The sequence below is a fragment of the Frankia sp. ACN1ag genome, assembly GCF_001414035.1.
GTDB classification, from domain to species: Bacteria; Actinomycetota; Actinomycetes; order Frankiales; family Frankiaceae; genus Frankia; species Frankia torreyi.
In genome coordinates this window covers 177474-196751 of the sequence record NZ_LJPA01000014.1, presented here as the reverse complement: position 1 = coordinate 196751, position 19278 = coordinate 177474, and the positions used below count along the sequence as shown (strand labels likewise).

Below are 19278 nucleotides of genomic sequence, written 5' to 3'. Positions count from 1 at the left end.
GATCGTGGCGGTGCACCGCCGGTTGGGCCGGCCGGTCGTGCTGGTCTGGGATAATTTGAACACCCATCGATGCGCGGGAATGCTCGCGTTCATCGCGGCGAACTCCCTGTGGCTGACCGTGATCCGGTTGCCGTCGTACAGCCCGGAGCTGAATCCAGTGGAATCTGTCTGGTCGCTGTTGAAACGCGGGGAGATCGCCAACCGGGTCCTGGTCGACGTCGATCATCTCACCAGTCTGGTCCGACGCGGCATGAGCCGGGTCGGACACCGTCCTGACCTGCTCGAGGGCTGCCTGGCGGGCACCGGGTTGACCTTGACACCATCCCATGATCAATCAGCCGACCTCGCGCATTAAAGGTCGGTAGTAGCCGTCGTAGTTCTCCTGCGCAAGTAGAGGGAACGGTGCATTTGTGGGTCCGCGATGGACGCTGATCATCCCTGGAGGGATCGTGACCAGGTCCAGGTTCCCTCATTTAGCGATCATGGTGTTCCGCGGAACCGCGCCACGCTGCCCGGCCCGGCGACGGTGGGGAGCCCGACCTGAACGCCTCGGCAGGCCGGATCAACGTCGAGGGGCAGGTCACGGCGATCGGTGGGAGCGGCTGTCACGCATCTCGGCGATCGGGTCGGGTGAGGTGAGGTGGGCGGTGAGGGCGGTGGCCGCCGCGGCGAGCATGGGAGCGGCGCGGCGCGCGGCCGGGGCGGACGACGTTGTCACGGAAAGCGCCGCGGCGGGACCGGCCTCGCCCATCGGACCCACCGGCGCGGCGACCTCGCACTCCCCCAGGCGCCACTCCTCTCTGGTGGTCGCCGGTGAGCCGCCGCGGATGTCGGCGAACTGGCGCAGGAGCAGCCCCGGCGCGGTGACGGTGTAGGGGGTGATCCGCACCAGGTTGCCGAGGACCTGCCGGCGCAGGTCGTCCGGGCCGTGGGCCAGAAAGAGCTTGCCCGCCGCCGTCGCGTGCAGCGGCAGGTGCGAGCCCGCAGCCACCGCCTCGCCCAGTTCGTCGACGACGAGCAGCCGGTCGCCGTCGAGGCAGGTGAGCGCGACGGGCCGGCCCGTCGCCGTCCGCAGTCCACGCAGGTAGGGGCGCCCGGCTTCGGCCAGCCGACGCTGGCACGGGACCTGGCCGCCCAGCACCCACAGTCGGGTCCCAAGCCGGTACGACCCATCCGCCTGGCGTTCCAGCCCTCCCCATGCCACGAGTTCCCGCACGAGCCGCAGCGCCGTCGGCACCGGAAGACCGGTCCGTGCCGCGATCGTCGTCAGCCGCAGGCAGGCCGCCCCGTCGAACACGTCCAGGACGGACAGCGCTCTTCCCACCGCCGACATGCCACCGCCTTCCGGACGCCCCGCCATCCCCCGGCGTCGCGTGATCGCATCACGGCTCTGCACACGCGCCCGTCGCCGCGCCGCTTTCACCTGATGAAACCGGACGCTACCGCCCTGGCGCCGCCGCCGGGCAACCTGTGGATTCCCCGATCCGCACCAGGCCCTGGGAGGCACGAGCATGCTGCTGGACCTGTCGTCCAACGAGCTGTTGTCCACCACTCGGGCGGTACGCCACCGGCTCGACCTGTCCCGGCCGGTGCCGTGGGAGCTCATCCAGGAATGCGTCGAGCTCGCCGTGCAGGCACCGACGGGCCGCAACCGGCAACGATGGCACTTCGTCGTGGTCACCGACTCCGAACGACGCCGGGCGCTCGCGGATGTCTTCCGGCGGGCCGTCGCCGCGGCCGACCCGCAGGCCAGCCCGCTGACGCGGCACGACGTCGAGCGGATGAACGCCCACCCGACGTCGTTGGCCAGGATCAGCAGCGGCTTCCGGCACCTCTACGACAACATCCATCGGGTGCCCGCGCTCGTCGTCCCCTGTGTGGAGGGACGGACCGACGACGCGTCCGTCCTCGCCCAGTCGATGACCTGGGGCTCGATCCTGCCAGCCGTGTGGAGCTTCATGCTCGCCGCTCGCGCGCGGGGGTTGGGCACGGTGTGGACGACCGCGCAGGCGCCCCTCGAACGTGAGATGGCCGAGGTGCTGGGAGTCCCGTACGACCAGGTGATGCTGGCCGCGTTCATCCCCCTCGCCTACACCCTCGGCACCGACTTCCGACCGGCTTCCCGCGTCCCCCTCGACCAGGTGCTGCACCGCAATCACTGGTAGCAGGTGGTGGCCGCGGTGGCAGGTGGTGGCCGCGGTGGCAGATGGTGGCCGCGGTGGCAGGTGGTGGCCGCAGAGCCCGGGGAGAAGCCGGTGGCTACGGCTTGCGGGCGATGCCGCCGTAGCCGCTGACCTGGGCGTCGGTGAGCTCGGGTGGGACGTCGGCGTCGGGGCGCCAACGATGCAGGAGCTGGACGCCGGGCTCGACCGGCTCCAGGCCGACGAACAGGGACTCGACCTCGGCGCGGCTGCGGGCCGCGGCGGGGATGCCGCGGTCCAGGTAGGTCTGGACGAGCCGCGCCACCCCCTGGTCGTAGTCGGCGGTCGAGTGGGTGATGACGACGTGGCTGCCGGAGGGCAGGCCGTCCACGAGGCGGCGCACGATGCCGTGCGGGTCGTGGTCGTCGGGGAAGAAGTGGAAGATCGCGATCAGGGAGAGCGCGACCGGCCGGGTCAGGTCGAACGTCGAGCGCAGCTCCGCGGAGTCGAGGATGCTCGCCGGGTCGTGCAGGTCGGCGTGGAGGTAGGCGGTCCGGCCCTGGGGCGTGCTGGTCAGCAGCGCGCGGGCGTGCGTGAGCACGATGGGTACCAGCCCCGGGATACACATGCCCCTGCCCTACGCGTCCACCGACCCCTTCGGATGTTGTACGTTTGTTGTACAGTGGAGTCATGAGTGTCGGATTCCGCCCCACCGAAGAGGACCTCCGGATCGTTGAGGCCAACCGTCGCCAGGACGAGAAGACCAGCGACGTCATCCGGCGCGCCCTGCGACTGCTGGACCGGGAGGCGTGGGAGGTGCGTGCCCGCGAGGACATGCACCGGCTGCGGAATGAGGACCTGTCCGCCGAGCCCGATGCATGGGAGTACGACACCAACGGCAACATCGTGATCACAGGTACGAACCTCGCGGTACCAGCCAGGTCCCAGGACCACCCGTGATCCGCGGCGCCGTGTACCCGGTGGACCTCGGCGACGCCAAGCGCGGGTATGAACAGCGGGGACGTCGACTCGGCCTCGTCCTGAGCATGGAGCAGAACGCGTGGTCCACGGTCACGATCGTGCCCACGTCGACCAGCGCACAGGCGTCCACCTTCAGACCAGAGGTGATCATTACGGGACGGTCGACCAGGATCCTGATCGACCAGATCCGCACCATCGACAGCTCCTATGTCACGNGTGAACTCGTGGACTACCTCTCCCGCGACGACATGGCCCAGGTCGAGCACACCCTCTCGCGCTACCTCGGCCTGCTGCGCTGAGCGCATCGTCTGGCTCCCGTACATCGACCTCCCCGCGCGACCGGGTGAAGACGGAGGTCCGACACAGCTGACAGACCTGTCGAGCGGTGCTTACCGCCCCCCGGCCGAGCCGCGCGGAATGCGCAACCCGGGTACGGACCCGGATACGGCCCGATCACCAAAAAGATGCAGGTCAGAACCCTGAGAGCGGTACGAGGGCGGTCGGGTCGTTGTCCGCGTAGACGACCCGGGCATCGGGGGCGATGCCCTGCACGACCTCGTGCAGGTTCGGCGAGGTCGGGATGCCGGTCCCGACGTCGAGGAACTGCCGGATGCCCACCTCGGTGGCGAGGTAGCGGGCGGCCCTGACGAGGAACGCGCGGTTCTGGCGGGCGGCGAGCGGCGCGTTCGGGAAGGCGGCGATGGCCTGCTCGGCGGCCTCGCGGTCGGCCGGGAAGTTGTCCTTCCCGCCGAGGTAGTAGTCGTACATCCGGGCCACATGAGGCTGGTCGACGCGCAGATCCACCGGGTCGCTCCGGCGCCCGGCGTCGACGGCTGATCCCTCGGACCCTGCGGCCCACCGTCCAGCATTACTCACCGCATCAACCCCCACCGGCGCGTCCGACTCGAAGAACCGAGCCCGAAAACCTTATCCCGCAGTGTTTTCAGGGGTCATCGAAGACACGACCCCCAGAGGTGGGGCCGACCTAGAATTCACTCTGAGTTATTGATCCGCGGATGACGTCGCGGACCTGGGCGCGCAGCCAGCGGTGGGAGGCGTCGGCGTCGAAGCGGGGATGCCAGGCCAGGCACAGGGACAGGGACGGCAGGTCCAGGCCGAGATCGAGGGGCACGAGGCCAAGCGCGGCGAGCCTGTCCCGGCCGAGCCGCCGCGGCGCCACGCCCACGAGATCGCTCTGCGCGACGAGCGCCAGCGCAACGGTATGTGACGGAACGGAGGCGACGACCGCGCGGCGCAGGCCGAGGGTCGCCAGCGCGTCGTCGATCGGCCCATGGAGCCGGCCGCGGCGCGAGGCGACGACGTGCCGGGCGGCCGCGAGACGCTGCGGGGTCAGCGGACGCTCGGTGAGCGGGTGTCCGGCGCGGACCACGGCGATGGCCGAATCCTCGCCGAGGGTCTCGACGCGGATCTCCGGTGCGGTGGAGTCGATCTGGCCGATCTCCAGATCGGCGGTGCCGTCGCGCAGGGGGTCCGCCGACGGCGTCGGCTCCGGCAGGAAGCGCAGGCGCACGCGGGGGGCCTGGCGGGCCAGCCGGTCGAGCAGGTCCACGCCGATCGCGGCGACGAGCATGTCGCTGCCGAGGATGGTGAAGGTCCGGTCCAGGGTGGCGAGGTCCGGCGCCCCCACCGGCGCGAACACGGCGTGGGCGCGCTGGACGAGGGCGTGCACCTCGGCGTGGATCTCCAGGGCGCGCGGGGTCGGGACCATGGCGTTGCCGGCGCGCACGAGGATCGGGTCACCGGTGGCCTTGCGGATGCGTCCCAACGCCCGGCTCACCGCCGGCTCGGTGAGGTGCAGGCGCCGCGCCGCGCCGCTCACGCTCCGCTCGGCCAGCAGCGCGTCCAGGGTGACCAGCAGGTTGAGATCAACGCCGGCGAGCGGGCGGGCCTCGGCGGATTCGCCGGGCGCGGCGGCCGGGAGGAGCACGGGATGTATCGGCCTTCCGTCGCGTCCGGTGGCGGCGGGAAGGTCGGCGGCGGAATGCATGGCATGCATCCTCGCATTGCCATAGTTGCATTTGAAGGCAGATCGTCGTCGTCCTACGCTCAGCCCTAACGACCTATCGCGATGTTACGTAAACCGTCGAAGAGCTGCCGTGACGGCCGATCCATCCAGCCGTTCTGGGCTCCGGGCAAGCGCGGCATGGACCGACCCAGCTCATCCCACCTCCACATCCCACCGCCCACCGCCCACCGCCCACCGCCCACCGCCCACCGCCCACCCGCACATCGAATCCCACCGCACATCGAAAGGGATTGCTTCCGCATGCCCATTTTCCTGCAGGACGAAGCCGTCAGCGCGGTCCTCGACCGCTCGTTCGCCGCCGCCGAGAACGACGCCATCACCCTCGACGCTTTCCGATCGACGGTGGGGCCCGACCGGACCATCGGGGACTTCACCGCGGTGGAGCTGGCCGAGCTCGCCGCCGACGTCTACATGCCGGTGTCCCGGGAGGTCGGCACGCTGCTCTACCTGCTCGCCCGCGCGAACCGGCCGGCGCTGACCGTCGAGTTCGGCACGTCCTACGGCATCTCGGCGATTCATCTCGCGGCGGCCGCGCGGGACAACGGCGCCGGCCGGATCATCACCACCGAGCTGTCGGCCACGAAGGCGAAGGCGGCGGCCGGGAACCTCGCCGAGGCCGGCCTGGACGCATTCGTCGAGATCCGGACGGGGGACGCGTTCGAGACCCTGCGCGAACTGCCCGGACCCATCGACCTGCTGCTCCTCGACGGCTGGAACCAGCTCTACCTGCCGCTGCTGCGCCTGCTCGAACCCCGGCTCGCCCCCGGCGCCCTCATCGTCGCCGACGACGTCACCCTGTTCCCCGCGGAGACCCGCGACTACCTCGACTACGTCCGCACCCCCGGCAACGGCTACACAGGCGTCGAGATCCCCCTCGACGACGGCCTCGACCTCGCCCTGCGCCACTGATCCCGCCCTGCGCCACTGCCTCGCCATCCGCCACTGGCCGCGCCAGCCACCACTGGCCCCGCCAGCCACTACTGACCGGCCCGTCACCAGGCGGCCGGGCCGGTCCTGTCGAAGTAGCCGCCGGTCGGGCCGTCGGCGCCGATCGTCGCCAGGCGGACGATGACCTCCGCGCCCTCCTCGACGGTCTGGGTGCCCTGGTGGCCGTTGAGGTCGGTGGCGGTGTAGCCGGGGTCGACGGTGTTGAACCGGATGGCGGGGAACGCCTTGGCGTACTGCGAGGTGATCATGACCAGCGCGGTCTTGGAGGAGTGGTAGTCCAGCCCCGTCACCTGGGACTCGATCCGGCTGGGGTCGCTGGTGGCCGCCAGCGAGCCGAGACCGCTGCCGACGTTGACGACGACCGGGGCGTCGCTGTCCGCCAACAGCGGCAGGAAGGCGCGCGTGACCCGCACGACGCCGAAGACGTTCGTGTCGTACGTGGCCAGCATGTCGGCCGCGGTGACCTCGCCGAGCCGGCCGAGCTTGCGCGCGCCCACGATCCCGGCGTTGTTGACCAGAACATCGAGGCCGCCGGCCTCCGCGCGGACGGTCTTGGCCGCAGCCTCGACGGAATCCTCGTCGGTGACGTCGAGCTGCACGAAGCGGGCGCCGAGCCGCCCGGCCGCCTCCCGGCCGCGGTCCGCGTCGCGCGCCCCGACGTAGACGGTGTGCCCGGCCTCGGTCAGGCGGCGGGCGGTCTCGAAGCCGAGGCCCTTGTTCGCTCCGGTGATCAGGGTGGTGGTCATGGGTGATCGACTCCGGTGATCGGCGGGCTGGTGTCGCTTCCACCCTCGCCCGTACCCCGGACGGGCAGCCAGTGCCCATCGTTGCCGGTGGACTAGCAGTACCAGGCTGTTCGGGCACCGCCGGCGGATACTGGGAAACGTGAGCGGATCCAGGGAACTGGGCCGGGCGCTGCGTGGCTGGCGCGACCGCATGGCTCCGGCCACGGTGGGGCTGCCCGCCGGCGGAGTACGTCGGGCTGCCGGGCTGCGCCGCGAGGAAGTGGCGCAGCTCGCCGGCCTGTCGGTGGACTACCTCGTCCGCCTGGAGCAGGGCCGGGCGACCNCCCCGTCCGCGCAGGTGCTGTCCGCCCTCGCCCGCGCGCTGCGCCTGTCGGCGGCCGAACGCGAGCATCTGTACCTGCTCGCGGGCCAGTGGGCGCCGGGTCCCGGGCAGGTGTCGGCGCACATCCCGCCTGGGGTCCGACGGCTGCTCGACCAGCTCGACGGCGCGCCGCTGAGCGTGTGGGACGCCGCCTGGAACCTGATCCTGTGGAACCCGTTGTGGGCCGCCCTGCTCGGGGACCCGTCCGCGCTGCGCGGACGGGAGCGCAACATCGTCTGGCTGCATTTCACCGGTCCGCCGAGCCGGATCAGCCACACCCCCGAGCAGGAGACCCGGTTCAGGGCGGCCATGGTCGGCGATCTGCGGGCGGCGGCCGCCCGCTACCCCGACGATGCCGGCCTGCGCGCCCTGATCAGGGACCTACGGGACGTCAGCATCACCTTCGCGCAGATGTGGGACGCCGGAGTCGTCGGCGTCCACGAGGCGGTCACCAAGACCGTCCACCACCCCACCGTCGGCGTGCTCGCCCTCGACTGCGACGTGCTCACCGCTCCCGGCGGAGACCTGCGCATCGTCGCCTACACCGCCGCCCCCGGTAGCGAGGCCGCCGACCGGCTCAGGCTCCTCAACGTCATCGGCACCGAGGCGATGNCCGTAGGCAGTACCCCGCGGTAGCGGTCGGCGGGCGTACTCGATGACGTCGCATCCGCTCAGGCGTGGGGGACGGTGCCGCAGGAGGCCAGGGTGGCGCCGCGGTAGCCGGTGAGGAACGAGTTCTTGCGCTGCTGGGCGGAGCCGTGGGTCCAGGTCTCCGGGTTGACCTGGCCGNCCTGGGCCTGGATGCGGTCGTCGCCGACGGCCTGGGCGGCGCCGAGGGCCTCGTCGAGGTCGGCCTCACCGATGGTGACGTTGCCCGCGTTGTTCGCCAGCGTGCTCCACACCCCGGCGTAGCAGTCGGCCTGCAGTTCGAGCTGGACGCTGAGCGGGTTCTCCCGGGACGGGTCGGCCTGCTGGGCCTGGCGGACGCGCGCCTCGGTGCCGGTGAGCGTCTGCAGATGGTGGCCGACCTCGTGGGCGACGATGTACGCCTGCGCGTAGCGGCCCTGGGCGCCGTAGTTGCGCTGGAGCTGGTCGAGGAAGCCCAGGTCGATGTACACCTTGCGGTCCGGCGGGCAGTAGAACGGCCCGACCTGCGACGACGCCGTGCCGCAGCCGGTGCGCACCGACTGGGAGAAGTAGACCAGCCGCGGCTTGGTGTAGGTCTGGCCGCTGCGGGCGAACTGGGCGCCCCACACCTCGTTGATCTCGTTGAACGCCTTGAGGACGAAGCAGTCGTCGTACTGGTCGATCGCCCCGGCGGTGTTGCAGCGCCGGGCGACGTCGCCGGACGTGCCGCCGCCGGACGTGCCGCCGCCGGGCTGTGACAGCGGCGACCCGGCCGAGCCCGACCCGCCGCCGCCGAGGACCGCGACGAGCAGGTAGATCACCACGCCGAGGATGCCGGCCCCGCCGCCACCGACCGCGAGTCCCCGGCCGAGCCCCCCACCCCCGCGCTGGTCCTCCAGCTCGGAGGCGTCCACCGAGTCGTCGTCGAACTGCATGTCCCGCCCTTCGCCCTGTCCCGATCGCGGACCTGTCCGGTTCGCCGGGTTCCGCAAGGCAGTATGTCCGTGCCGGTCAGCCGTCGAACATCGACCCGCGGTGTGCGGCGTGCGGCGGCCGGTGGGCCGGTGCCGTCAGCGGGGTGGCTGGTCGGCGGCGTCGAGCTGGCGGGCCAGCAGGGTCTGGTCGAAGTAGAGGCGGTTCTCGGTGATCAGGCCGTGCTGGACGCGGTAGACCTCGACGACCCGCAGGGTGACGCGCCGCCCGGTCGGGGGGTGCTCGGTGCCGTCGGCGTCGCGCAGGATCCCGGTGTGCGTGGCGGTGAGGGTGTACTCCTCGACGACGAGCTCGCCCTGCTCGGCGAGGATGTGCGTGTCGACGTCCGCGTCGCCGAACGCGGCGAGGAACGCGGCGCTGTACCCGGCGGCGGCGTCGCGCCCGCAGATGCGCACCCCACCGGGGGCCTCGACGACGAGGTCGTCGTCGAGCAGCGCGTGGACCGCAGCCTCGTCACCGGCGTCGAAGGCGTCCAGCGCCCGCTTGACCGTGTCCAGTGCCTCCCCCATCCGGCCCTCCCGCTGCGTCGCCGCGACCTCACCGAGGCGGAATCATCCCATCGGACACGGCCGCGCGACGACGGATTCACCGGATCCCGCGACCGACAGGCGGCGACGGACGGCGGTCAGACGCCGGTGGTCGAGCCGGGGCGGAGGATCATCAGCACGGTGACGGTGGCCCAGAGCAGGTTGAAGATGCCTGCGGTCATCGCGAGGCGCTTGGTGCGGGCGAGCGCGATGCCGTTGCCGGTCGCCGCGCCGCTGTCCAGGGCCGCCGCCACGCGGGAGGCGGGCAGGCTGGTGGTCGGCATGTCGGCGGTCGGCAGGTCCATCGCCGAGACGGCCCCGGCGGCGGGCGCGCCCCCGGGCGAGGCCTCGCCGCTGCCGGTGTCGGTGTCGGTGCCGGCTCCGCTGCCGGCGACGCGGGCGGCCGAGGCGGCGGTGATCTCGTCGATGAGGTTGCGCTGCGCGGGCAGGATCGCGAACGCGAGCACGAGCGCGGCGAGGCCGGTCAGCGCGATCGCGACCATGAGCCAGGTCTGGCCGAGCACGTCGAGGCTCTGCGCGGTGAAGAACCCGAACACGACCACGAGCAGGCCGAGCGCCGAGTAGATCCCGCAGATCCGGTACAGCACCCGCGCGATCCCGGCGGAGTGCTCGTCGCCGGGCCGGGCCAACGCCGCGCGGGCGGCCGGTGGGAACATGCTCGCCGCCACCGTGACCGGTCCGATCGCGACGATCGCGGCAAGGACGTGCACGCTGAGCAGGAACTTGGTCACGCTTTCGCCCCGCGGGACGCCTCGGGCGCCGGCCGCGGCGGCCGAGAGCACAGCAAGCAGTTCACGCAACACCTCGCCGGAACGGGCACCGCCCGCCCGCGAAGCCACGGAGATCACCAAGCCGCGGGGATCGCTAAGCCGCGGGGATCACCGAGCCGCGGACATCGCGGAGCCGGGAGAAGGGTCGGACGGTACGACGTCGACGCTACGACCCCCGGGACGCCGGCACGTCGGCAGGATTGCCAGATATCGCCGCCTTCTCGCCAACCCCCGCCGGTGCCGGCGGCCGCGGACCCGCCCGTCCGCGCCCCCCAGGCCTCCTACCAGCACAAACAGCTCAAATGCTGCTAAAACGCCCGCTGGACGACGGAAATGATCCGTGCGCCACCATCGGGCTCGCCCGAACCCCCGACCTCGCGCCCGGCCTCGGCCCATCGGACCGGGACGGGCCCGTCGAGCCGCCGCGGGCTCCCGTCGGCGGCCCAGGAAGCGGGCGGACGGGCGTCGCGGGACCGGGTTAGGTTGGCCGCTATGCACGTGGTGGCCGTCCTCGCGATGGACGACGTCGTCCCGTCCGACCTCGCGACACCGCTGGACATCTTCGGTCGCACCCGCCTGGCGGACGGCCGCCCGGCCTACGAGGTGCGGCTCTGCGCCGCGAACGCGGAGGTGACGACCGGCGCGTTCGCCCTGCGCGCTCCCTGGCGGCTCGACGCGCTGACCGCGGCGGACACCGTCATCGTGCCGGGTTGCGACGACCCCGCGACGGAGCCGGACGTCGAGGTACTCGACGCGCTGCGGACCGCCGCGGCGGGTGGGGCGCGGCTCGCCTCGATCTGCGCCGGCGCCTTCGTCCTCGCCGCGGCGGGCCTGCTCGACGGGCTGCGCGCCACCACCCACTGGATCGCCGCGGCGGAGCTCGCGCGGCGCCATCCCGCCGTCGACGTCGACCCGAACGTCCTGTTCATCGACAACGGGCAGATCCTGACCTCGGCCGGCGCCGCCGCCGGGATGGACCTGTGCCTGCACATGGTGCGCCGCGACCACGGCACGGCCGTCGCCGCCGAGACCGCCCGGATGTCCGTCATGCCGCTCCAACGCGACGGCGGGCAGGCGCAGTTCATCGCCCGCGAGCAGCCGCCGCCCGACGGCACCGAGCTGGAACCGCTGCTGCACTGGCTGACGGCGAACGTCCACCGCGAGCTCACCCTCGCCGACATCGCGGCGCACGCGATGGTCAGCACTCGCACGCTCAACCGCCGCTTCCGCGAACAGACGGGGTTGACGCCGGTGGCCTGGTTGCAGCGCTCGCGGCTGCGCCGGGCCCAGTACCTGCTGGAGACCACCTGCCATCCGGTGGAGGCCATCGCCGCGCAGGTCGGGTTCGGCTCGCCGGCCGCCTTCCGGGAGCAGTTCCGCCGGCTGGTCGGGACGAGCCCGCGGGCCTACCGGCGGACCTTCGGCGGCGGCACCCCGGCCCCGAGCGCCAGGACGGTCGAGGCGGCCAGAAGCGCCGGAACGGCCGGAACAGCCGGAACGGCGGTGACGGGCATGGCCCGGTCGGCGGTCCTCGTCGCGGACGCGCCCACACCGATGGGCCACCGGAGCCGGACACCTCACAGTGCACGGTGACGCAGCCGAACCGTCGGGTCGGGTCATCGGCCCGCCTGGGGGATGATGCCGTCAGCGAGTGACCCACCTTGTGCCGTGCGTCTTCGGGAGGGGAGTCGGTATGCCAGTCCAGGCCGCCGTTCGGCTCGATGTCCGGCTGTTGCTGCGGATCGACGACCGGGTGCTGCTGGCACGACCGCCGGACGATGTCTGGCACGTGCTCCCCGGTGGCCCGGTGGTCAGCGGCGAGAGCACCGACGACGCACTCGAGCGGCAGGTGGGGCGGCTCGCCGGGCCGCGGGTCGTCTCCCGGCAGTTCGTCGGCGCGGTCGAGCACGACGGCTCCATCACCGGCCGTTCTCCGGAATCCGCGACGGACCATGTGCTCAGTGTGCTGTTCGCCGGGGTCTGGCCGACCGACATCCCGACCCCATCCCGCTGGGGGGAGCACACCCTCGTCCCGGTGAACATCGACGTCCTGCTCGCGACGCGGCTACGCCCGCTGTCCATGGCCGAGGTCGTGCGCCGCTGGCTGGCCGAGGGCTGGCCGCTGTGGCGCGGGCTGGACCCCGCCGGGGCCAACCGGCGGCTGCCGTCGCTGGCCTCGCTGCGGTCGCAGCTCTTCGCCCGCCGCGAGGAGCTGCGGACGCTGGCCTTCCGCGACGCGGCGGTGGCGATGTGTGCGCTGGTCACCGCCGCCGACGGACACATCGACCCGACCGAGCGGGAGGGGGTGCGCGGCTTCGCCGCCACCGACCCGGTGCTGTCCCAGTTCCCCGAGCAGGACACGGTGCGGCTGTTCGAGGCACACCTCGATCGNCTGACCGCGGACTTCGCAGCCGGCCGCCACGCGGCGCTGGCCGAGATCGCCAAGGTGCGCGGCCGGGTGGCGCAGGCCGTCGCCGTCGTGCGGATCGGACAGGTCATCGGCCTGGTCGACGGGGAGTTCGTCGCCAGCGAGCGGGCGGTCGTGCGGGAGGCGGCGCTCGCCCTCGGGCTGGAGCCGGCCGAGTTCGCCCTCTGACCCGGCGTCCGGCGTCTGGCCGCCGGTCAGGCGTCGTCCTCCGAGCCCGCCTCGATGACGCGGACCGTGCCGACCGCGCGCCAGTTCACCGCCAGGACGTCGCCGTCCGCGAGGGTGATCTGGTCGAGCCCGACGTTGCCGGCCCGGCCGCTCATCACCTCCTCGGCGCGTCGACGGAGCGCGGCCGCGTCGGTCCCGGCCGGCAGGTCATACGCCCGGCCGTCGAGCACCAGCCGCACCATTCACCCTCCCGCGCCCACCCGACCGCACCCACCCGACCGCGTCCACCCGACCGCGCCCACCCGACCGCACCCACCCGACCAGGCCCACCCGACCGCGTCCACCGGCCGCGCGCCCACCGACCGGAACCACCCGACCCGCCACCATCGTCAACCGACAGTAATGCGTTCCGTACACGGAGTGCGTCACCGCGAGCCGGGCGGCGCCGGGCGCACGCCGGCTCAGTCGTCCTGCTTGATCCCGAACCACCCCATCACCTTGCCACCGAACTTCAGGTCGCCGTCAATCTTGATTTTCCGGGTGAGGAACAGCTTGGCGCCGCTGGCCTGGCCGGTGAGCACCCGAACGAAGCGGACCCGGTCGGTGGTGATGGTCAGCGCACGGTCGGCCGGCGCCGTGCCGGAGCCGGCCGGCGGCTCGGTCGCGAGCGTGCAGGCGCCGTCGACGACGCGCAGTTCGTAGGTGCGGGTGCTGCCCCCCGGGCCGCCGGTGAGCGCGAAGCGGACCAGCGCGTTCTCACCCTGCGCCTGCTCGGGCCGGAACGTGTCGCGCATCTGGCGGAAGATCTCGTCAAGGACGCCCTCCCCGGCCGGGCCACCCAGCAGATCGGAGATCTCCCGCTCCGACAGGGTGGACAGACCGCTGACGATCTTGGCCGGGTCGGCCGTGGGGTCGACGGCGAGGTCGGACATGGCCACTCCATTCGTTGACGGGCGGCCCGCCAGGCGACGGGCGCGGCACGAGCACGCTAGCGAACCCCGCGGTGGCATTCGTCGCCCGGGGCGCCCGATCGGGCACCCCGCGCCGGGGTGGCTATCGTGACCGGCGTGGCCAGCCCGGCGTTGCTGCACATCGAGATCGACGGATGTCCCGTATCCCTCGACGATCCACCTCCGCTGGCCCTGCTTCCCCACGGTCATTTCACGGTCATGCAGGTCCGCGACGGCCGGACCCGCGGTCTCGACCTGCACCTGCGACGTCTCGACGCGGCGAACCGCGAGCTCTACGCCGAGCCGCTCGACGGCGAGCTGGTGCGCGCTCGGATCCGGGCGGCGCTGGCCGCCTCGACCCGCGACGCCACCGTGCGGGTCGTCGTCACCGGCACCCCGGACGGCGACCCGACGCGGCTCATCGTCGCGGTCGGGGCGCCCGCCGAGCCGCCTCCGGCCCCGCAGCGGCTCATGTCCGTGCCGTACTCACGGCCGTTCCCGCACCTCAAGCACCTGGGCACATTCGGTCAGCTCCAGTACGGCCGGCTCGCTCGCCGGCACGGCTTCGACGATGCGCTGCTCACCGGCCCGGGTGGCGTCGTCTCGGAGGGCGCGACGACCAACATCGGCTTCCTCGCCGGGGACGCGGTCGTCTGGCCGGACGCGCCGGCCCTGCACGGCGTGACGATGGCTCTGCTGGAACGGTCGCCGGACAGCGTGCGGGCGCCGGTGCGGCTGGCCGACCTCGACCGCTTCGAGGCGGCGTTCGTGACGAACTCCCGCGGGATCGCCGCCGTAGCCGCCGTCGACGACCACCGCTTCGCCGGCCCGACACCGCGCATCGCCGAACTCGCCCGTCGGTACGACGCCGTTCCCGGCGACCTCGTCTGAGGGGTCGGCACCCGCGGATCGGCCGGGCCGGCGGAGCCGGGTGGCGTCTCTCGCCGATCGCGCCGGCGGCCCCACCCCTCCCGGGACGCCAGCCACCGATAGGACGAAGTGAAATCATTCTTCTACTTGATCGTACTTGCATTATCTTGGCGTCGACGACCATTTCCGCGAGCTACATTCGATGCCACAACCGGGCCGTCACGGAACCACCACGAACCATTTCCCGGCGGCGGAATGCTAGGTACTGTCATGGCTCCGCCGGCATTTTCCGGCGGGTCCGAACAGTCCGAACCGGATACGGTTCCGTGTCGCCCGTGAAGGAACACCGCACCGATGCCGCTTTCCTCAGCAAGGCTCCTCATAGCGCTCCTGCTGCACGAGCAACATCGCGTCGAGCCCGCCGGCGTGCCCGTGCGGTATCCCTTCCCGCCGCCGACCGAGCGCCACCTCCTTCGCGCCGCGACAGCCGTCGCCGCCGGCCGGTCCAAGGGCGCCCTGCGCGAGCTGCGCCAGAGCGAGCACGACCCCGCCGATCCCGACCACGTGGCGGTGCACGAGGCGCTCTACCTCGCGGCGCTCGCCCTCGACCGGAACTGGTCCCCGGACGACGCGGGCCTCCTGCGACCCTCGCCCGCCACCGTCGGCCGGTCCGCAGCCCCGTCCCGCACCCGCGACCCGGCGCCGTCCGTCTCCCCCGCCGACGGCCCGCTGACGGCCTGGACGGCGCAGGCGGTCGTCCGGCAGCGCCACGACCTGCTCGCCCCGACCACCGCGGTCATCTGCGTGCTCGCGGCCGAGGTCATCCCCGCGATTCGGATGGCCCGCGCCCGTCTGCTCGCCGCGTCGATCCCGCCCGCGGCGGGCGCCGGCACCGAGGTGCCCGCCGGCACCGAGGTGCCCGCCGCCGCCCGCCGCCCGCTCCCACCCACCGCTCGAAGACTCGGCGCCAGCCGCTCGCCCGCCACCAGCCACTCGCCCCATGCCAGCCACTCGCCCACCACCGGGACGAGGCACCGGCCCGCGGCCGCCGGGGAGGGGCGGGCTCACGCGGTCGCCACCAGACGCGGTGCCGCCGGTACCCCCTCCGCCGGCGGCACCGGCGCGGACACCACCCCCTGGCTCACCACCCTGCCCATGGTCCTCGGCTGGACGGGTGCGGCGGGGCTCGTCCGGCACACGGCCTCCGCCCACGGGCTGCACCGGACGGGACCGCGGGCTCGCTCCCGGGCCGGCGGCTTCCTCCCCGCCATACTGGGCTGGGGCTTCACCGTCGGCCGGTCGTCCGCGGGGCACCCGGGGTCCCCACCCGGGGACGCAGCGCCCGCTGCGCGCATCGGCGACCCCCGAGCGCGCCCCCCGGCCCCCCGGGAGACCGCGGTCACCCCTGGCCGGCAGATCGCCCAACCCGCGGAGGCTCCCCAAGGCACGGAGGTCATCCGAGGCCTTCCGATCCCCCAGGACCTCACCGCCCAGGTGGACCCCCCGCTCCCTCCCCGCGGCCCACTGCCACCCGACCGCCCGCTGCCACCCGACGGCTCCCCGCTGCCCGACCGCCCACTGTCTCCGGACGACTCGCCCACTCCGGACGGTCCGCTCCTCCCGGACGGCCCACTCCCATCGGACGGCCCGATCTCCCCGGCCACCGAGGTCGCCGAAGTCGCCCGGGACATCGCGGTCGCCCCGGACGTCAAGAGCCCCGGGAGCGGGACGGTCCCCATGTCCGTCGCAGTCGGGCCGGACTCCCCGCTCACGTCGAACGCCGCGGCACTCCCAGCCACAGACAGCGCCCCGGCGCGAAGCGACCCGGCCGATCCGACCACTCCCACCGGCATGGCCATCCCACCCGGTATGGCCATCCCATCCGGCCCGACCGGCCCTGCTGTCGACGTCCCCACCGCGACCGGTTCCCCCCTGCCGACGGACCGGCCCTCCCCGGCGCCCACGCCCTCCCCGACCCGGGCACCCTCCCCGCCCCCGGCGCCCTCCCCGATCCCAGCGCCCTCTCCGGCCCTGACCCCCGTGCCCACCCGGACCCCCGCTCCGGGTGGGCTGCCGCGCTCCGCCGGGACCCCCAGGCCCGCGGACCCGGCCGGCCTGCCGCTCCGAGTCGCCGCGCTGGGCGGCGTCGCGTTGCAGGGAAAGGCCGCGGTGGCAGGGCCCGCCGCGCCCCCGGGTGTGGTCGCGCAGGCGCGCCCGGCAATGACCGCGGCGGTACCCGATGCGGGTGTCGAAGGCTCGGTCCTGGCGGCGGTGGACGCGCTCACGATGGCCGACGCGTTCGTCGCCCGGCTGGCCGAGCTGCCCGTGCATCAGGCCAGCGCGTACGCCCGGATCCTGCGCGCGGACCTGCTGTTCCGGCTGGGTCGGGCGGCCGAGGCCGGCGTTGCGCTGGATGTGGTGGAGACGGCGGGCGGCGCCGACGACGCGACGCTCGCGCACGCGGCCCTGGTGCGAGGCGACTGGGCCGGCTTCCCAGACGGCGGGGCGCAGACCCTGGGCCGCAGGCCGGACGGCTCGCCGATTCCCTCGGGCCGTCCGGCCTACCTGGACCGGGCCGAGGAGCTGTGGCGACGGTCGCTGGCCGCCTACGGCCGCATCGACTCCGACGCCGGGCGGGCCGCCGGACTGCTCCGGCTCGCCGAGGCGCCGACCGCCACCGGCCGGCCGATCCTGCGTCGCGCCCGCATCGACGAGGCCGCACGCCGGGCGCGGGCCGCGGGCGACGACGCCCTCACCTGGACCGCCCGGGTGCACAGCCTGATCGAGCGAGCCCGGACCGGCGAGGCATCCACGACGGAGCTGCGGACCATGATGACGGCGCTGGCGGAATGGAGCCGCTTCGACGGGAGCACCAGCTACGGCCGTGGCCTGAGTCAGCTCCTCGCGGCGGCGACCGGCGGCGCGGTGACCGTGAGCACCGCCTGACGCCGTGAGCGCCACACCACCGCAGACCGGTCTGGGCGGCGGACGTGCCGGCCAGTCGGCGAGGGATCAGGCGCGCCGCCCGCCAGGAAACGGCGGCGGCGAAGCCGAGCGCTTCCCGCGCCCCCGGAGAATCCCGATCCGTCTGTGCCCCTCGTCCCCGCCCGCCTGGCCCGTGGCCCCGGAGCCCGATGATGCCGGCGCCGCAACGGTCCCAGCCCCCTCGGCCGCGACTGCCGAGGCAGCATCCTCGGGGACGCCAGGCGGCTCGGCCATGTTCGGGGTGTCGCCACGCGGGTCGCCCGCGGGCAGGGTGGCGGCGCCCGGCAGGCTCGGAACCGCACCGGCGGGAGCGTCCGCGGCCAGCGCGGCGGCCGGGTCCTCGTCGAGGGGTGGATTCGCGGGATGACCGGGCAGCGTCACCCAGGCGGTACCGGTGTACTTGTCGCCGACGGACACGTCGATCTCGCGGAACTTCGCCGGGTCGAGATCCCGCAGCCGCTCGGCGGCGGTGTCCCGGAAGTACTCCGGAGACAGCGCGAGGACCAGGTCGGCGTCGGGGTAGCGCTCCAGGATGCCGCGCACCTGGGGGGCGTCGATCAGCCGGGCGGCGATCACCACGGCGTTGCCCGGGGCACCGGTTCCATCGATGATCACATCGCCGTGGTGCAGCGACATCCGCAGCCGCAGCCGGCTGTCGGGTTCGCGCCCGTTGTTGTAGACGCGCTGGGCGATCTGCAGCTCGCGGACGAAATCGCTGGCGAGGTACGCCTTCGCGACCGAACCGGCCACGGCGATGAGGAAACCGTCGCCCTGGTCCTGACGCAGCCGGATCGACTCCGCCGGCAGTCGCAGCCCCGCGACGGCCGCCGCCACGATCTCCTGCAATGCCGCCCGCCAGTCGAGCTGGTCGAGCATGCCGCGCCGGCTGTACCGGCGGGCGTCGAGGAAGAACAGGCTGACCTGCTCCGGCATGCCCGCGGCCGATCGTCCCCGCCCGCCCACGGCCGGGAGGATGTCCCGCGGCGCGTCGACGTCGAGCGGAGAAGACGCGGGGCCTCGGTGGGCCCCGAAGACCTCGCTGGCCGGGAACGCCTCCGCCGCGGCGGCCAGCAGGCGTGCCCGACCGTCGACGAGCACGCCGTTCTCGAGCAGCTCCGAGATCTCCGACCAGAAGTCATAGGGCGCGCCGACGAGCTCCGGCACCCGGCCACGGGTGAGGCCGGCGCGCACCAGCAGCCGCTTCGCCTTGGAGTTCGTGTCGAACGCGTCGGCGAGCGCCCAGATCTCGACCTCGCTCAGCCGCTGCGTCACGAGTCCCCCGAACCGGTTCCAAGATGCGGCGGGCGCCGACAGGCCTCCGCCGGCCGGCGCGATTTCCGCGATCATTCTAGTCCCGGGACGGACGGCTTCGACCAGGTGCGTCTCATCCGTGACAGGTCCGGTGCACATCCTCGTCGGCAGCGCGCGGACGGTGGGATGTCGCCCGCGCGTGCCGCGAAGGGTGCGCTGCGCCTGAAGGAGCTCCGCTGACCAAGCTCGGCTGACCGAGCTCGGCCGGCCGAGCTCAGCCGACAGAGCTCAGCCGACAGAGCTCAGATGAGGCCGAGCGCGCGGACGGCCTCGCGCTCCTCGGCGAGTTCACGCACCGAGGCGTCGATCTTCTCCCGGGAGAAGGCGTCGAGCTCCAGACCCTGCACGATCTCGAACTTCCCGCCGGCGGCGGTGACCGGGAACGAGGAGATGAGTCCCTCGGN

The 19278-nt window shown here is 73.1% G+C and carries 18 protein-coding genes and 8 pseudogenes; 13 read left to right on the top strand and 13 right to left on the bottom strand.

Annotated elements, in window-relative coordinates:
• A partial coding sequence (locus UK82_RS15110; RefSeq protein ID WP_236705953.1) for a transposase occupies nucleotides 1–355 on the top strand: 355 nt, incomplete at its 5' end.
• A 225-nt stretch (nucleotides 356–580) separates the two neighbouring features.
• Here UK82_RS15110 and UK82_RS15105 read toward each other — a convergent pair.
• Complete coding sequence (locus UK82_RS15105) at nucleotides 581–1333, bottom strand: IclR family transcriptional regulator (protein ID WP_055407772.1); 753 nt, start codon at nucleotides 1331–1333, stop codon at nucleotides 581–583.
• A gap of 178 nt (nucleotides 1334–1511) precedes the next feature.
• On the opposite strand from UK82_RS15105, the gene UK82_RS15100 reads away from it, so the two are divergent.
• Nucleotides 1512–2165: a nitroreductase family protein gene (locus UK82_RS15100; protein ID WP_055407770.1), complete on the top strand. Its 654-nt coding sequence runs from the start codon at nucleotides 1512–1514 to the stop codon at nucleotides 2163–2165.
• Nucleotides 2166–2259: 94 nt separating this feature from the next.
• On the opposite strand, the gene UK82_RS15095 is transcribed toward UK82_RS15100, so the two are convergent.
• Nucleotides 2260–2769 carry an SAM-dependent methyltransferase gene (locus UK82_RS15095; protein WP_082121674.1) on the bottom strand — a complete coding sequence of 170 codons (510 nt, stop codon included), beginning with the start codon at nucleotides 2767–2769 and terminating at the stop codon, nucleotides 2260–2262.
• A gap of 62 nt (nucleotides 2770–2831) precedes the next feature.
• Between UK82_RS15095 and UK82_RS15090 the strand changes: the two genes are divergently transcribed.
• From UK82_RS15090 to UK82_RS37950, 3 genes and pseudogenes are all read left to right on the top strand, one after another.
• Nucleotides 2832–3101: a hypothetical protein gene (locus tag UK82_RS15090; RefSeq protein ID WP_011606673.1), complete on the top strand. Its 270-nt coding sequence runs from the start codon at nucleotides 2832–2834 to the stop codon at nucleotides 3099–3101.
• Nucleotides 3020–3337 (top strand): annotated as a pseudogene (locus UK82_RS37955) (type II toxin-antitoxin system PemK/MazF family toxin); the annotation flags it as partial. The gene UK82_RS15090 and the pseudogene UK82_RS37955, both read left to right, overlap by 82 nt.
• 1 nt (nucleotide 3338) lies before the next feature.
• Nucleotides 3339–3421 (top strand): annotated as a pseudogene (locus UK82_RS37950) (type II toxin-antitoxin system PemK/MazF family toxin); the annotation flags it as partial.
• A gap of 193 nt (nucleotides 3422–3614) precedes the next feature.
• On the opposite strand, the pseudogene UK82_RS15080 reads toward UK82_RS37950, so the two are convergent.
• Together UK82_RS15080 and UK82_RS15075 are read right to left on the bottom strand one after the other, a co-directional pair.
• Nucleotides 3615–3926 (bottom strand): annotated as a pseudogene (locus UK82_RS15080) (SAM-dependent methyltransferase); the annotation flags it as partial.
• A 181-nt stretch (nucleotides 3927–4107) separates the two neighbouring features.
• Complete coding sequence (locus UK82_RS15075) at nucleotides 4108–5130, bottom strand: LysR family transcriptional regulator (RefSeq protein WP_082121684.1); 1023 nt, start codon at nucleotides 5128–5130, stop codon at nucleotides 4108–4110.
• A gap of 279 nt (nucleotides 5131–5409) precedes the next feature.
• Here UK82_RS15075 and UK82_RS15070 point away from each other — a divergent pair, with 279 nt between their 5' ends.
• The gene (locus tag UK82_RS15070; protein ID WP_055407766.1) at nucleotides 5410–6078 is read left to right on the top strand and encodes an O-methyltransferase; all 669 of its coding nucleotides are present in this window, start codon (nucleotides 5410–5412) and stop codon (nucleotides 6076–6078) included.
• An 83-nt stretch (nucleotides 6079–6161) separates the two neighbouring features.
• On the opposite strand, the gene UK82_RS15065 is transcribed toward UK82_RS15070, so the two are convergent.
• Nucleotides 6162–6863, bottom strand: a complete 702-nt coding sequence (locus tag UK82_RS15065) for an SDR family oxidoreductase (RefSeq protein ID WP_044883717.1) — start codon at nucleotides 6861–6863, stop codon at nucleotides 6162–6164.
• 139 nt (nucleotides 6864–7002) lie between these two features.
• On the opposite strand from UK82_RS15065, the pseudogene UK82_RS37945 reads away from it, so the two are divergent.
• Together UK82_RS37945 and UK82_RS37940 are read left to right on the top strand one after the other, a co-directional pair.
• Nucleotides 7003–7185 (top strand): annotated as a pseudogene (locus UK82_RS37945) (transcriptional regulator); the annotation flags it as partial.
• Between the two features lies 1 nt (nucleotide 7186).
• Nucleotides 7187–7836 (top strand): annotated as a pseudogene (locus tag UK82_RS37940) (transcriptional regulator); the annotation flags it as partial.
• A gap of 59 nt (nucleotides 7837–7895) precedes the next feature.
• Here UK82_RS37940 and UK82_RS37935 read toward each other — a convergent pair.
• From UK82_RS37935 to UK82_RS15045, 4 genes and pseudogenes are all read right to left on the bottom strand, one after another.
• Nucleotides 7896–8013 (bottom strand): annotated as a pseudogene (locus UK82_RS37935) (neutral zinc metallopeptidase); the annotation flags it as partial.
• 1 nt (nucleotide 8014) lies between these two features.
• Nucleotides 8015–8786 (bottom strand): neutral zinc metallopeptidase (locus UK82_RS15055; RefSeq protein ID WP_236705952.1); only part of this gene is annotated, 772 nt, incomplete at its 3' end.
• 135 nt (nucleotides 8787–8921) lie between these two features.
• On the bottom strand, nucleotides 8922–9353 hold the full coding sequence (locus tag UK82_RS15050) for an ester cyclase (RefSeq protein ID WP_044883720.1): 432 nt from the start codon (nucleotides 9351–9353) through the stop codon (nucleotides 8922–8924).
• 116 nt (nucleotides 9354–9469) lie between these two features.
• Nucleotides 9470–10123, bottom strand: coding sequence for a hypothetical protein (locus UK82_RS15045; RefSeq protein WP_055407801.1), 654 nt, complete (start codon nucleotides 10121–10123; stop codon nucleotides 9470–9472).
• Nucleotides 10124–10654: 531 nt separating this feature from the next.
• Between UK82_RS15045 and UK82_RS15040 the strand changes: the two genes are divergently transcribed.
• The 3 genes and pseudogenes from UK82_RS15040 to UK82_RS37930 all read left to right on the top strand — a co-directional run.
• The gene (locus UK82_RS15040) at nucleotides 10655–11755 is read left to right on the top strand and encodes a GlxA family transcriptional regulator (protein WP_044883721.1); all 1101 of its coding nucleotides are present in this window, start codon (nucleotides 10655–10657) and stop codon (nucleotides 11753–11755) included.
• A 100-nt stretch (nucleotides 11756–11855) separates the two neighbouring features.
• Nucleotides 11856–12553: pseudogene (locus UK82_RS15035) on the top strand (NUDIX domain-containing protein); the annotation flags it as partial.
• 1 nt (nucleotide 12554) lies between these two features.
• The coding region (locus tag UK82_RS37930) for a TerB family tellurite resistance protein (protein WP_236705950.1) at nucleotides 12555–12758 on the top strand (204 nt) is incomplete at its 5' end.
• A gap of 26 nt (nucleotides 12759–12784) precedes the next feature.
• Here the strand turns inward: UK82_RS37930 and UK82_RS15030 are convergent.
• Entirely contained in the window at nucleotides 12785–13000 is a 216-nt protein-coding gene (locus UK82_RS15030) for a hypothetical protein (protein WP_044883723.1), read from the bottom strand.
• Nucleotides 13001–13219: 219 nt separating this feature from the next.
• Nucleotides 13220–13690 carry an SCP2 sterol-binding domain-containing protein gene (locus UK82_RS15025; RefSeq protein ID WP_044883724.1) on the bottom strand — a complete coding sequence of 157 codons (471 nt, stop codon included), beginning with the start codon at nucleotides 13688–13690 and terminating at the stop codon, nucleotides 13220–13222.
• Nucleotides 13691–13816: 126 nt separating this feature from the next.
• Between UK82_RS15025 and UK82_RS15020 the strand changes: the two genes are divergently transcribed.
• Together UK82_RS15020 and UK82_RS15015 are read left to right on the top strand one after the other, a co-directional pair.
• On the top strand, nucleotides 13817–14599 hold the full coding sequence (locus tag UK82_RS15020; RefSeq protein ID WP_055407760.1) for an aminotransferase class IV: 783 nt from the start codon (nucleotides 13817–13819) through the stop codon (nucleotides 14597–14599).
• A gap of 333 nt (nucleotides 14600–14932) precedes the next feature.
• Nucleotides 14933–17524: a hypothetical protein gene (locus tag UK82_RS15015; RefSeq protein ID WP_055407758.1), complete on the top strand. Its 2592-nt coding sequence runs from the start codon at nucleotides 14933–14935 to the stop codon at nucleotides 17522–17524.
• 66 nt (nucleotides 17525–17590) lie between these two features.
• Here the strand turns inward: UK82_RS15015 and UK82_RS15010 are convergent, their stop codons facing one another.
• Both UK82_RS15010 and UK82_RS37925 read right to left on the bottom strand, forming a co-directional pair.
• The gene (locus UK82_RS15010) at nucleotides 17591–18835 is read right to left on the bottom strand and encodes an effector-associated domain EAD1-containing protein (RefSeq protein WP_082121686.1); all 1245 of its coding nucleotides are present in this window, start codon (nucleotides 18833–18835) and stop codon (nucleotides 17591–17593) included.
• A gap of 281 nt (nucleotides 18836–19116) precedes the next feature.
• A pseudogene (locus UK82_RS37925) lies at nucleotides 19117–19277 on the bottom strand (malate dehydrogenase); the annotation flags it as partial.
• Nucleotide 19278 lies beyond the last annotated feature (1 nt).